The sequence below is a fragment of the Pseudobacillus sp. FSL P4-0506 genome (assembly GCF_038003025.1).
Taxonomy (GTDB): Bacteria; Bacillota; Bacilli; order Bacillales; family Domibacillaceae; genus Pseudobacillus.
The window spans coordinates 487501-500000 of record NZ_JBBOOI010000001.1; the positions used below are offsets into that span (position 1 = coordinate 487501).

Annotated in this window: 13 protein-coding genes, 1 tRNA gene, 1 other RNA gene and 1 other annotated feature (2 of these 16 only partly in view); of the genes, 2 read left to right on the forward strand and 13 right to left on the reverse strand. The window is 41.6% G+C overall.

All coding sequences use genetic code 11. The features are described from left to right. The 6 genes from MKZ02_RS02500 to tadA form a co-directional block, all read right to left on the reverse strand. Positions 1 to 155, reverse strand: partial view of a YaaL family protein gene (locus MKZ02_RS02500; protein ID WP_120035793.1) — the 5' portion only. The gene continues 64 nt to the left of window position 1, outside the view; the window shows 155 of its 219 coding nt (coding positions 1-155); it begins with the start codon at positions 153 to 155; its stop codon lies beyond the left edge, outside the window. A 5-nt stretch (positions 156 to 160) separates the two neighbouring features. Continuing rightward, positions 161 to 757, reverse strand: coding sequence for a recombination mediator RecR (recR, locus tag MKZ02_RS02505; protein ID WP_120035792.1), 597 nt, complete (start codon positions 755 to 757; stop codon positions 161 to 163). A gap of 15 nt (positions 758 to 772) precedes the next feature. Then, on the reverse strand, positions 773 to 1087 hold the full coding sequence (locus tag MKZ02_RS02510) for a YbaB/EbfC family nucleoid-associated protein (protein ID WP_120035791.1): 315 nt from the start codon (positions 1085 to 1087) through the stop codon (positions 773 to 775). Positions 1088 to 1110: 23 nt separating this feature from the next. Continuing rightward, the gene (gene dnaX / locus MKZ02_RS02515) at positions 1111 to 2802 is read right to left on the reverse strand and encodes a DNA polymerase III subunit gamma/tau (protein ID WP_340851671.1); all 1692 of its coding nucleotides are present in this window, start codon (positions 2800 to 2802) and stop codon (positions 1111 to 1113) included. Positions 2803 to 2927: 125 nt separating this feature from the next. Further along, positions 2928 to 3193: signal recognition particle sRNA large type (gene ffs / locus MKZ02_RS02520), an RNA gene on the reverse strand. A 165-nt stretch (positions 3194 to 3358) separates the two neighbouring features. Continuing rightward, positions 3359 to 3871 (reverse strand): tRNA adenosine(34) deaminase TadA, encoded by a 513-nt coding sequence (gene tadA / locus MKZ02_RS02525; protein ID WP_340851672.1) that lies wholly within the window; start codon positions 3869 to 3871, stop codon positions 3359 to 3361. 64 nt (positions 3872 to 3935) lie between these two features. On the opposite strand from tadA, the gene MKZ02_RS02530 reads away from it, so the two are divergent. Beyond that, positions 3936 to 4508 (forward strand): isochorismatase family cysteine hydrolase, encoded by a 573-nt coding sequence (locus tag MKZ02_RS02530; protein WP_340851674.1) that lies wholly within the window; start codon positions 3936 to 3938, stop codon positions 4506 to 4508. A 70-nt stretch (positions 4509 to 4578) separates the two neighbouring features. Here the strand turns inward: MKZ02_RS02530 and MKZ02_RS02535 are convergent. The 6 genes from MKZ02_RS02535 to guaB all read right to left on the reverse strand — a co-directional run bounded on the left by MKZ02_RS02535 (position 4579) and on the right by guaB (position 11215). Then, positions 4579 to 4671: transfer RNA gene (locus MKZ02_RS02535), tRNA-Ser, on the reverse strand. A gap of 228 nt (positions 4672 to 4899) precedes the next feature. Continuing rightward, entirely contained in the window at positions 4900 to 6177 is a 1278-nt protein-coding gene (serS, locus tag MKZ02_RS02540) for a serine--tRNA ligase (RefSeq protein ID WP_340851676.1), read from the reverse strand. Positions 6178 to 6226: 49 nt separating this feature from the next. Continuing rightward, positions 6227 to 6440, reverse strand: a binding site (T-box leader). Positions 6441 to 6623: 183 nt separating this feature from the next. Further along, complete coding sequence (gene pdxT, locus MKZ02_RS02545; protein WP_120035786.1) at positions 6624 to 7211, reverse strand: pyridoxal 5'-phosphate synthase glutaminase subunit PdxT; 588 nt, start codon at positions 7209 to 7211, stop codon at positions 6624 to 6626. Between the two features lie 17 nt (positions 7212 to 7228). Then, positions 7229 to 8110: a pyridoxal 5'-phosphate synthase lyase subunit PdxS gene (gene pdxS / locus MKZ02_RS02550; protein ID WP_120035785.1), complete on the reverse strand. Its 882-nt coding sequence runs from the start codon at positions 8108 to 8110 to the stop codon at positions 7229 to 7231. A 133-nt stretch (positions 8111 to 8243) separates the two neighbouring features. Next, on the reverse strand, positions 8244 to 9590 hold the full coding sequence (locus tag MKZ02_RS02555; protein WP_445324335.1) for a D-alanyl-D-alanine carboxypeptidase family protein: 1347 nt from the start codon (positions 9588 to 9590) through the stop codon (positions 8244 to 8246). A 158-nt stretch (positions 9591 to 9748) separates the two neighbouring features. Next, a complete protein-coding gene (gene guaB / locus MKZ02_RS02560; protein WP_120035783.1) occupies positions 9749 to 11215 on the reverse strand; it encodes an IMP dehydrogenase in 1467 nt (488 codons plus the stop codon). 107 nt (positions 11216 to 11322) lie between these two features. Here guaB and MKZ02_RS02565 point away from each other — a divergent pair, with 107 nt between their 5' ends. Then, positions 11323 to 12282, forward strand: coding sequence for a YaaC family protein (locus MKZ02_RS02565; protein WP_182917056.1), 960 nt, complete (start codon positions 11323 to 11325; stop codon positions 12280 to 12282). A gap of 20 nt (positions 12283 to 12302) precedes the next feature. On the opposite strand, the gene MKZ02_RS02570 is transcribed toward MKZ02_RS02565, so the two are convergent. Next, positions 12303 to 12500, reverse strand: the final stretch of a protein-coding gene (locus MKZ02_RS02570) for a glutathione peroxidase (RefSeq protein ID WP_340851680.1). It continues 279 nt past the right edge of the window; only the last 198 of its 477 coding nucleotides appear in the window; the start codon falls outside the window, past its right edge; the stop codon is at positions 12303 to 12305.

Sequence of the window (12500 nt, forward strand, 5' to 3'; positions counted from 1 at the left end):
TACATTTTTGTTTGGGCAGCGAGCTCTTCATTCGGTTCAAAGCTCAAGCGTAACAATTCACGATGTTTAAACCATTCTTGTTTCGATCTTTCCAGAAGTTGAATCAATTCGGCATTATAAGCAGCGTGCAGCTTGGCTTTTTTTCGGAAAAACATCTTTTCTATACTTCCCTTCTGCCTTCAAGTGCTTTTGACAAGGTTACCTCATCGGCATACTCCAAATCACCGCCGACTGGCAAACCATGAGCAATACGAGTGACACGAATGCCGGATGGCTTTAACAGGCGGGAAATATACATAGCTGTTGCTTCTCCTTCAATATTGGGATTCGTCGCCAAGATAACTTCTTTAATCGTTTCATCCTGTAATCTTTTTAACAGATCCGGGACGTTGATATCTTCAGGACCGATTCCTTCCATTGGAGAGATAGCTCCATGTAATACATGATAAAGACCGTTATATTCTTTCATTTTCTCCATGGCAATAACGTCTTTGGGATCCTGCACTACGCAAACGACACTGCGATCACGCCGTTCATCTTCGCAGATGGCACAAGGATCTTTGTCGGTAATATGCCCGCAAACAGAACAGTAGGTTAAATCCCTCTTGGCATTTACGAGGGCCTTTCCAAAATCAAGAACATCCTCTTCTTTCATATCTAGGACAAAAAACGCCAGACGGGCCGCTGTTTTCGGCCCGATGCCTGGCAGTTTCATAAAGCTATCAATCAGCTTAGTTATCGGTTCAGGATAGTACATAGTTTATAAAACCTCCTAGAAAGGAAGGTTCATCCCTTTTGTAAATTGGCCCATTGTCTTGTTTGTTTCTTCCTCCACTTTTCTAAGCGCATCATTTGTGGCTGCAAGTACCAAGTCTTGGAGCATTTCTACATCATCGGGATCGACAGCTTCCTCTTTAATTAAAACGTCTACAATCTCTTTTTGACCAGAAATTTTAACAGTGACCATTCCGCCCCCTGCTGTGCCTTCAAATTCTTTTGCAGCGAGCTCTTCTTGTGCTTCTGCCATCTTCTTTTGCATTTTTTGCATTTGCTTCATCATATTTTGCATATTTCCCATTCCACGCATCGTAATCATCCTCCAGTTATTTATTAGTCTTTGATTTCTAGCAAATCTTCCCCTACAAGCTTTAATGCTTCAGCAATCAATGGATCTTCGGTTTGCTCAACTTCTTGTTCATCACTATCATTCTTTTGTGTCTTGATAAAATTCTGCCTGATGGTAAGCCATGCTTCTTCCGGTACACACACAACCTGATAGATATTTCCTGTCAACTCTTGAAGCACAGAAGAGATGGAATCGATAAAACGTTTATTTTCGAATGCCATCTGGCAATGAATTTCATATTTAAACTTTAACACGAAAGCTTCCTGAGAAGCAGCCACAGGCTCGGCATCATTTAACAGAGCTGCTTGTGAACGCATTTGCCGCTGCCCTAAAATATCCAGCATTTCTCCCCAGCGACTCTTAATAAGTTGGACGTCCTTCTTGGTCGCTTCAGACAGCACTTTTTCAATTTTAGCGACAGGTGCCTTAAACCCGTTTGAAGACCGGCTCGGGCGCCTAGCCGCACTTTGTGTATCCGCTTGTTCCACCTGTTGAACAGGCTGGCTTCTTAACTGCTGCACTTCTTTTTCAAGTGACTGAATGCGCCCAATTAGTTCTTGGACTGCCGGCATTTCTGCTACTGCTCCTGAAGAACGCCGTTGACATATTTTCACAAGCGCTACTTCCATATATATTCTGGCATGGTTGCTGAACTTCATCTCCTGTTGAGTTTCATTCAGTATATGAATGTTCTCATAGATACTTTCCAAGTCCATTTTTTCTGCTACAGAAGTGAAGGCTTCATCAACCATTACCCGGGCAAGTGACTCCTCCAGGTTGGGCGCTGTTTTGTAGAGCAACATATCACGAAAATAAAGCACGAAATCCTCAGCAAAACGGGCAGGATCTTTTCCTTGCATCAATAACTTTTCCAGAATAGCAAGCGCAGCCGCCGTATCGTTCTCTAATACAGCTTCCGCAAGTTCATTTAACATTCCTTGTCCAACCGCTCCAGTAACCGTCAAGGCATCCTCTTCGGTTAATTGAGCATCACTGTAAGACAATGCCTGATCAAGCAGACTCAGTGCATCCCTCATGCCACCTTCTGCCGCCCTTGCAATAATAGGCAGCGCCTTTTCATCGTAAACTAATCCGCTCTCCGCCATAATGAGCTCCATCCGCCCAACAATGGCTTGTGACGTAATTCTTTTAAAATCAAAACGCTGACACCGAGAAATAATCGTTAGAGGAATTTTATGTGGCTCTGTGGTGGCCAATATAAAAATCACATGTCTTGGTGGTTCCTCCAGTGTTTTCAGAAGCGCGTTAAAAGCTCCGGTAGAAAGCATATGGACTTCGTCAATAATATACACTTTATACTTTACTGCACTTGGTGCATATTTCACTTTGTCACGAATATCGCGAATCTCATCCACACCATTGTTAGATGCGGCATCTATCTCAATAACATCCTGAATAGAACCGTCTGTAATCCCTCGGCAGGAGGCACATTCATTACATGGTTCCGCTGTTGGTGCCTGTTCACAGTTCACCGCTTTTGACAAAATCTTTGCGGCGCTCGTTTTCCCAGTTCCTCTTGGACCAGAAAATAAATAGGCATGCGATATTTTTTCTTGCAGGAGGGCATTTTGCAATGTTTTAGTGATATGTTCCTGTCCAACAACATCGATAAAACTTTGCGGCCGCCATACACGATATAACGCCTGGTAGCTCATTTTTTCCCTCCTTTTCCGCCATTTCTATAAATAGTATTATACCTTATTCGAATTTGCTTTTTCAAAGTTCTCATAAAAAAACTCATCCAAAATGGATGAGTTGTTTCATTATCATAATTTAACTGCCGTGCACCTTCCGTCGACTTCTAACCATAAGCGTTACTTAAGCAGTTAGCTCGATCCAGGCTACCCTGCGGCACATGAGAGAGTCCACTTAATGCTGCTTCCTTCCGGACCTGACATGGTTCATGGGTTCCCATTGCGCAGGACCCGGATGTCAACACCACTTACTTAAGGCAGACCCTACAGTATAGCAAGCCTCGGGAAGGGATTCAGTCCCGCTAGAGCGGATTGCGAGTACAGGGCACCGCTACCTCCCCACCTAGCACGGCAAGATTGATACCATATAGTTAAGGTGCCGAAAATGATTTTATCATTTACCTGACACAAAAATTATTATACTCCTTTACAGAAAAAAAAGCAATATATACTCTAGATCAGATGCTCATCCTATTTTTAACAATAAAATACGAGGCATACTGGACAGCAGTTGCATTTATTCTTCACTTTCTTCTTTCTGCTGTTCCTTCATTCTTTTTTTCTCTTTCTTCTTCCTCTTGCGAAGCTCTTGAAAGAAACTAGATAGCAGACTACCGCACTCCTCTTCAAGCACCCCTGAAACAACTTCGCTTTGGTGGTTAAACCGGTTATCCTCCAATAAATTCATCAATGTGCCTGCGCATCCTGCTTTCGGATCTTTTGCGCCGTAAACCACTCGCTCCACCCTCGATAAAATAATTGCTCCGCTGCACATTGGGCAAGGCTCCAGCGTAACATAGAGCTCAGCTCCCTCCAGACGCCAGGAGCCTGTTTTTTGGCATGCTTTTTCGATCGCCAGCAGCTCGGCATGCGTAACAGCATTCTGGGTAGTCTCCCGTAGATTATAGGCCGAAGCAATGACTTCGCCGTTTAGGACAATGACCGCTCCAATAGGTACTTCGCCAAGCGCTGCAGCTTTTTTTGCTTCTTCGATGGCAAGTTTCATATAAAATCCATCATTTTTTTTCATAAATCTGTCTCCTTTTAAGTGAAATGGGGTAAAAATGACGGTAGAGAAAAAGGAGGAAGTACACATGGCAGAATTAAGCAAAAAATATGCTTTATTAATAGTCGACTTAATTAATGATTTTGATTTCCCCCGGGGAGATTTACTTGCCGCTAATACAACGGATATCTGTTCCTCTGTAGTAAAGTTAAAAAAGTTTTGTAAGCAACAACAAATTCCCGTCATTTATGTAAATGATCATTACGGCCTTTGGAAGGCTGACTTAAATACAGTAATGGGCCACGCTGTTAATGATCGCAGCGAACCTATTATACAACAGATCAAGCCTGAACCTGATGATTATTTCCTAATCAAGCCGAAACACTCGGGCTTCTATGGCACGGCATTAAACACACTGTTACGGCAGCTCGATGTAGATTCTGTTATCATTACCGGAGTCGCTGGCAACATTTGCGTATTCTTCACAGCCAATGACGCTTATATGAGAGAATATTCCATCTTTGTTCCTCGAGATGCTATCGCCTCAGAAACAGAAAAAGATAATCATTATGCCCTTGAAATGATGCAAACCGTATTGAGCGCTGACACGAGAAAAGTAGACGAATTTATCGATGAATATGGACAAAATACTTTCAGATAAAGATAAAAAAATCCGCTGCCTACAGGCAGCGGATTTCATTATCTCCAATTTATGCGCTTGTTATCAATAATGGCGGAGGAAGAGGGATTCGAACCCCCGCGCGGTTTAACCCGCCTGTCGGTTTTCAAGACCGATCCCTTCAGCCAGACTTGGGTATTCCTCCGTATCGACAAGAATTAATTTATCATATATTTATTTATAATGTCAACATTCTTTTTAAAATGAAAGCAATGTCTATTTTTGTTACATTTAGGTCGCTTGAAAGCGCCTATTCTTCGAAGCATATATGTGCTGAGAGACGGCCTGATCAGCAAGCCCATACAACTAAAAAACAAACATATGTCAACAAGATTAAAACCAGAAGAGAACCTTTCCCTTCTGGTCAGAATAATTAATGAGAAATTCTTTCCTGTCCTCTCATATAAGGACGAAGCACTTCAGGGATGATGACACTGCCATCTTCCTGCTGGTAATTTTCTAAAATGGCAGCAACTGTACGGCCGATTGCTAATCCAGAGCCATTTAGTGTGTGAACATGCTCCGGCTTGCTGTTTTTCTCGCGGCGGAAACGAATGTTCGCACGGCGTGCCTGGAATGCTTCAAAATTACTACAAGATGAAATTTCACGGTAGGTGTCCTGTGTCGGAATCCAAACTTCAATGTCGTACTTTTTAGCTGCTGTGAACCCAAGATCACCAGTACACATGCTCATTACCCGGTAAGGAAGCTTTAACAATTGCAATACTTTCTCTGCGTGGCCTGTTAGTTTTTCAAGCTCATTATAAGACTCTTCCGGTTTTACAAAACGGACGAGCTCCACTTTGTTGAATTGATGCTGGCGGATCAATCCGCGTGTGTCCCGTCCGGCAGAGCCGGCTTCAGAGCGGAAGTTGGTGCTATAAGCCGTATAAGCAATCGGCAGTTCTTCAGCGCTCAAAATTTCATCACGATGATAATTCGTTACCGGTACTTCAGATGTTGGTATAAGGAAATAATCTTCTTTCTCGATTAAAAAGGCATCTTCTTCAAACTTCGGCAGTTGTCCGGTTCCTGTCATACTCGTTCTGTTCACTAAGTATGGCGGTAGCATTTCTGTGTATCCATGTTCTTCGGTATGCAGATCAAGCATAAAGCTAATCAATGCTCTCTCAAGCTTTGCTCCCATGCCTTTATAGAAGACAAAGCGGCTTCCTGTTACCTTTCCAGCCCGTTCAAAATCAAGAATGTTCAATTCATCAGCAATTTCCCAGTGAGGCTTCGCTTCGAAATCAAATTGAGGCACTTCTCCCCATGTACGGACTTCGATGTTATCATCTTCACTTTCACCGACCGGCACACTCTCATGTGGAATATTCGGGATCGTTAATAGCAGATGATTCAATTTTTCTTCTACTTGATGGAGCTCTTCATCGAATTGTTTAATACGGTCGCCAACTTCACGCATTTCTTTGATTAAATGGTCAGCATCCTGTTTTTCCCGTTTTAATTGAGCTACTTGCTGAGACACACTATTTCTTTTGCTCTTCAGCTCTTCTGTCTCTACAAGCAATTCACGACGACGTTGGTCTAGCTCTTCAAAGTTATTGAGAGCAGATAAATCCTCGCCTCGATGCTGCAGGCGACTTTTCACTTCTGCAAAATTGTTGCGTAAAAATTTGATATCTAACATAACTAATGTCCTCCTTTTAGTTTTTTGCATACAAAAAACCCGTCCCTAAAAAAGGGACGAGTTGTACCCGCGTTGCCACCCTAGTTGAAAGCGATCTGCTTTCCACTCGAAAAAATAACGGTTTTACCGTAAACGCCTACTACAACACTTCATTCAGCGCTTCTCTCAAGGACGGATTCACAAGCGTCTTCCTCCGGTTCACACCACCCACCGGCTCTCTGATCGAACGACCACCTGTTACTACTTCCTGTCATCGATTTCTGTATAAAATTGATATAAATTAATGTACTACATTCTTATCGCCGGTGCAAGCCCAGCAAAAATCACCTATATAAAAACGCGGAAAAGAAAAGCTTTTCCGCGTTCCTGGCTATGAACAAACACTCTCTTTCTCTGTTGGTTGTCTCATCAACTCAGAGAACTGAAAATAGTCTTTATCTATATTCTTAAACGTGTGCTAATTTTGCTTGTTCAGTCATTTGAACAAAATATTTTGTTATGCTATGATCGTCCGTTAATTCCGGATGGAAAGAACAGGCTAAGAAATTCCGATCTCTTGCAGCAACAATCCGGCCTTCATATTCAGCGAGGATTTCTGTTTCCTCTCCAACTGAGACGATATGTGGAGCCCTGATGAAAACAGCTGTGTAGGAGTCAGCAATCCCTTTAACCGCTAAATTTGCCTCAAAACTTTCTCTTTGTCGTCCAAAGGAATTACGTTCAACCGTAATGTCCATTAAACCGATATGCGGTTCGTCATAGCCAACAATGCTATTTGCGAGCATAATTAATCCAGCACATGTGCCAAACATCGGTTTGCCTTGACGTCCAAACTCTCTGAGCGGCTCCATAAATCCGTATCGATCAACGAGCCGGCGCATCGTTGTACTTTCACCGCCCGGAAGAATTAATCCGTCCAGCTCCGCTAACTGTTCTGCTTTTTTTACAACAACACCTTCAGCTCCTGATGCCTCGATTGAGCGGATATGTTCACGAACAGCTCCCTGAAGTCCTAATACACCGATTTTCAACATACGATCCGCTCCTTTTATTACCAGCCGCGATCTTGCATGCGAGCTGCTGGCTCTAATGTAGAAATTTCAATTCCCTTCATCGCTGTTCCAAGATCTTTTGAAAGCTCGGCAATCAATTTGTAATCCTGATAGTGTGTTGTTGCTTCTACGATTGCTTTAGCAAATTTTGCTGGATTATCTGATTTGAAGATACCAGAACCAACGAAAACACCGTCTGCTCCAAGCTGCATCATAAGAGCAGCATCTGCTGGAGTAGCTACACCGCCTGCTGCAAAGTTAACGACCGGAAGGCGGCCTTCACGTTTAATCTCTAATAACACTTCGTATGGAGCCCCTAATAATTTTGCCTCTGTCATCAATTCATCTTCGTTCATGTGGACCACTTTGCGTACTTGCGCATTTACTTTACGGATGTGACGGACAGCTTCTACAATGTTTCCTGTACCTGGCTCTCCTTTTGTACGAAGCATCGCTGCTCCTTCACCGATTCGACGAGCTGCTTCGCCTAAATCACGGCACCCACAAACGAAAGGAACGGTGAAATCACTTTTCAATAAATGATACTCTTCATCAGCCGGTGTTAACACTTCACTTTCGTCAATATAGTCGACACCCATCGCTTCTAACACACGCGCTTCTACAATGTGGCCGATACGTGCTTTTGCCATTACCGGAATTGTAACAGCCTGCATAACTTCTTCCATGATACGCGGATCTGCCATACGAGCGACCCCGCCTGCTGCACGAATATCAGAAGGCACACGCTCTAAAGCCATAACTGCTACTGCCCCGGCTTCTTCTGCAATCTTTGCCTGCTCTGCATTGACGACATCCATAATAACGCCGCCTTTTTGCATTTCTGCCATTCCACGTTTTACACGATCTGTACCTGTATTCATTTTCTTCTCCCCCTATGGTCATTGTTTATTTTTCAGCATATAATTTTTTCACTAGTTCAAAAATTTTATGTATTGCTTAAATATTAATAAACACGAAAAATCACCTTCTGTCAAGAACAGAAGGTGATTTTTATTAAAACCAACCAGTTACCGTATCCACTGCCGCTGTCCAAATCCCTGCAAAGAAGCCGCCGATCGCTCTCATTGATAGAATAAACCAATTTGCTTTTTCGACTGTTTTAGCCGCTACCATCGGCACTTCTGCATGATTCTTCTCTTTATGTTCAATATATTTTAATTCAGATCCGTTTTGAGGAGATAGCGTTATAAAACCAACCACTTTTCCTTTTTTTATCGGTGCTTGGACTTTTTTAGAATCGACATTTTCCGAACTTTCTATGCGGAAAATTTTATTATAGTTCGTTTTTTTCCCTTTTCCTACATATACAACTAATGGCTTTCCTGCCTTCATTGCTACTTCTTTTTCTTTTCCTTTGTTTACAGGTGCTGACTCGTATCCTTTTACCGTAGCACCCTTCTTAATAACCTCTTTACGATCGAATTGATTGAAGCCATAGTCGAGCAGCTTTTTCGTTTCTGTGAAACGAGCTTTATGGTCTCCTTTTCCTTTGTCATCAGTAGCATCCATCACCACACTGATCAATTTCTTACCGTCTCTTTCAGCCGTTCCTGTAAAGCAATAACCCGCAAAATCTGTGGAACCAGTCTTTAATCCTGTCATCCCTTCGTATGCAAATACTAAAGAAGGAAGCATCCAGTTCCAGTTCTCCATGTTCGTTTCATCATCGGTGCCTTCGCGGAATTTCTTTTTTGTTATACTAGCTGTTTCAAGTACTTCTGGATATTCTTTCACTAAATGAAAAGCTAATGTAGCAGTTGTTTTAGCTGACATCATGTTTTCATCCTTAGGAGTTCCCGGGCTTGGATGCATGCCTTTTAAATCTTTATTGCTTAGTCCTGAGGCATTGACAAATTTATATTTTTCTAAGCCAAGTTCTTTCGCTTTTTTATTCATTAATTTTACAAAATTCGCTTCGGATCCAGCAATGGTTTCCGCCAGTGCAATGGTGGCTGCATTAGCAGAATAAATAGTCATCGCTTCGTACAATTCCCGAACATTATACTTTTCTCCTAGACGAAGAGGCACGTTGGATAAGCCACGATCTTGTGAAATTTTATAGACGTATTCACTAACCGTATATTCTTGATCCCATGTTACTTTTTTCTCCTTAATCGCTTCCAATAACAAATATTCCGTCATCATTTTCGTCATACTGGCGACACCGAGCATTTTATCTGCATTCTTTTCATACAGTATCTGTCCAGTCTCTGAATCAATTAATATGGCAGCAGCAGCATTGACCTTTAGGGGTTCTTCTGCTTGTACACTCGGACGAGGCTGCCAAAGACCAGCCACTAATAATAAACTGAGCATAAAAGCGATCCCTTTTTTGAACATTTGATTCCTCACTAATAAACCCTCCATCTTTTATTCACACATTCGTTATTGTATCACAAACATCTTTTAGAAATATAGAAGAGAAATGGCTCAGTTTTTTCCTCTAAAACAAAAAAACTGTATGAAAGGAAAGCATGCCTCTCATACAGTTAATAAATTTAAGATAAAGAATAGTTAGGTGCTTCTTTTGTAATTTGCACATCATGTGGATGGCTTTCTCTCAATCCTGCACCCGTCATTCGAATAAATTGAGCATCTTCGCGTAGATTTGTAAGGCTTTCAGTTCCACAGTATCCCATCCCTGCACGCAAACCGCCGATTAATTGATAAATCGTTTCTGAAACAGGACCTTTGTAAGGGATACGGCCTTCAATTCCCTCCGGAACGAATTTCTTTGCATCCTCTTGGAAATAACGGTCTTTTGACCCTTTTTCCATGGCACCGACAGAACCCATGCCGCGATAAACTTTAAATTGGCGTCCCTGGTAAATTTCTGTTTGGCCTGGGCTTTCTTTTGTTCCTGCTAACAAACTGCCGAGCATAACAGCATGTCCGCCTGCAGCGAGCGCTTTAACAATATCTCCGGAATACTTAATGCCGCCGTCTGCAATAATGGCTTTTCCTTGCCTGCGTGCTTCCGTAGCACAATCATAAATAGCGGTAATTTGAGGGACACCTACCCCTGCGACTACTCGCGTTGTACAAATAGATCCAGGACCGATACCTACTTTTACAACATCTGCCCCTGCTTCAAACAATTCTCTTGTTGCTTCTGCAGTTGCTACGTTTCCGGCAATAATGTTTAAATCCGGATAAGCAGCGCGTATGTCTCTTACAGTGTCAATAACTCCTCTTGAATGTCCATGAGCAGTATCGACCACAATGGCGTCTACATTCGCTTTTACAAGCATTTCGATACGTTTCATTGTATCCTTCGTTACGCCTACTGCTGCTCCTACTAAGAGACGTCCTTGGTGATCCTTTGCAGAATTAGGAAACTCAATTACTTTTTCAATATCTTTGATTGTAATTAATCCCTTTAATTTACCTTCTTCATTCACTAGTGGGAGCTTTTCAATTTTATACTTTTGAAGAATTTTTTCTGCTTCTTCTAAAGTTGTGCCAGTTGGAGCTGTCACAAGATCTTCTTTCGTCATAACATCTTTAATGAGGATGGAATAATCTTGGATAAAGCGCAAATCACGGTTCGTTAAAATGCCAACAAGTTTTTGTTCCTCTTCATTGTTTACGATTGGTACACCAGAAATACGATATTTGCCCATTAAATGTTCAGCATCAAAAACTTGGTGCTCTGGTGTTAAGAAGAAAGGATCAGTAATAACGCCACTTTCTGAACGTTTTACCTTATCCACTTGTTCAGCTTGCTGTTCAATGCTCATATTTTTATGAATGATTCCTAGTCCGCCTTGACGGGCCATTCCAATAGCCATTTCTGCTTCTGTTACTGTATCCATTCCGGCACTGATAAGAGGAATGTTTAATTTCAACGTGTCTGTCAACGCAGTTTGCAAACTAACATCTTTTGGTAAGACGTCAGATTTAGCTGGCACTAACAAAACATCATCGAACGTCAACCCTTCCTTTGAAAACTTATTTTCCCACATTTTATGAGCCTCCTGGTCAAAAATATTATTAGTAGGTTATCAATTGGACAAAATACTGTCAAGGTATGTTCGATATGTTAGACTTTTTAGAATATTCGGAGGTCAATATGGATAATCAACTACTACACCATTTGGATGTTTTGCTGCCTTACCAAAATACAGAAGATGCTAAGAAGTTCTTGCAATCATCTTATCATCTTCTTGCTTTACCCAACGCGGAGGAAGCAGCTTATAACAATTGCCTTCGTTTTATATATAGCCTGGAGCATGGCAATGTTTTTTTAAGACAGTCAGCGCAGTCACCGCTATCCATTCAGCCAGTTCTTATTTTTTATGGATTAAGCCATTATATAAAAGCTTGTTTATTGGCAGTAGACCCATCCTATCCTGCAACTGTTCATGTTTTGGCCCATGGCCTTTCTACAAGAAAAAGAAAGAAGCAAAATTACTCTTTCTTAAAGGATGAAATTCGTACTCAACGCCATGGACTTTTTGGTCACTTTAGTGAAAAAATGTTTCACGTGGAACATCTTGAAGGATTTAAATTGAATATGCGCGATTTGCTTATGCAAATCCCTGAGCTAGCACGTGTATTTTCTTTCCAGACAGGGGAACAACCTTTTCATTTGCTCCAAAAGCATAATATGGATCTTTATCGTTTGCCGTCACAAATCTTAGATGACTACCAAATGACGGAAAAAAGATTATCTGATTTTCTTGAGCAAAAAACCAACGGCTGTATTACAGTGGACAAGGCTCACAAAAATGATGTATGGATAAAAATCTCCAGTGAGATTCCTCCGGCACCATGCCGGTTCGATATGACAGCAAACCATTGGGTATTTTCCCGTCATAAAACACTTGAAGCCTTTTATCCAGAGCTATTAGTGTATTATGCCTTGCTTTATAATCTTAGTATGATTGCCAGGTATGAAACAGAGTGGTGGTATGAATTATTAAAACATGCTCCAGGAAAAGAGTACTCTTTAATCAAACAGTTTTTACACATCTCTCAGTGTAAAATCCCTCTCTTAGTTGAACAATACTTAGATAAGGGCATACAATAAAGTCACTTTAAAACGTTAGGTTACAATAAGCCTTGCAAATCATTTTCTATTTTCAGAGGGGAGGTTTTTGGCGCGTATCGGCGAACCACAGTACCTTCACGGCTCACTAAAAACTTAGTAAAATTCCACTTGATTGTGCCTGTAAGCAGTCCCGATTGCTGAGCAGTTAAGTAATTAAATAAAGGGTGAATATTTTTCCCTTTTACATGGGTTTTCTG

Coding starts and splice junctions, on each gene's coding strand:
- tadA (WP_340851672.1), bottom strand. CDS start 3,871: ATGAAAAAAAATGATGGATTTTATATGAAACTTGCCATCGAAGAAGCA.
- MKZ02_RS02555 (WP_445324335.1), bottom strand. CDS start 9,590: ATGTTCAAAAAAGGGATCGCTTTTATGCTCAGTTTATTATTAGTGGCT.
- MKZ02_RS02565 (WP_182917056.1), top strand. CDS start 11,323: ATGGATAATCAACTACTACACCATTTGGATGTTTTGCTGCCTTACCAA.
- recR (WP_120035792.1), bottom strand. CDS start 757: ATGTACTATCCTGAACCGATAACTAAGCTGATTGATAGCTTTATGAAA.
- serS (WP_340851676.1), bottom strand. CDS start 6,177: ATGTTAGATATCAAATTTTTACGCAACAATTTTGCAGAAGTGAAAAGT.
- MKZ02_RS02510 (WP_120035791.1), bottom strand. CDS start 1,087: ATGCGTGGAATGGGAAATATGCAAAATATGATGAAGCAAATGCAAAAA.
- dnaX (WP_340851671.1), bottom strand. CDS start 2,802: ATGAGCTACCAGGCGTTATATCGTGTATGGCGGCCGCAAAGTTTTATC.
- guaB (WP_120035783.1), bottom strand. CDS start 11,215: ATGTGGGAAAATAAGTTTTCAAAGGAAGGGTTGACGTTCGATGATGTT.
- pdxT (WP_120035786.1), bottom strand. CDS start 7,211: ATGTTGAAAATCGGTGTATTAGGACTTCAGGGAGCTGTTCGTGAACAT.
- MKZ02_RS02530 (WP_340851674.1), top strand. CDS start 3,936: ATGGCAGAATTAAGCAAAAAATATGCTTTATTAATAGTCGACTTAATT.
- pdxS (WP_120035785.1), bottom strand. CDS start 8,110: ATGAATACAGGTACAGATCGTGTAAAACGTGGAATGGCAGAAATGCAA.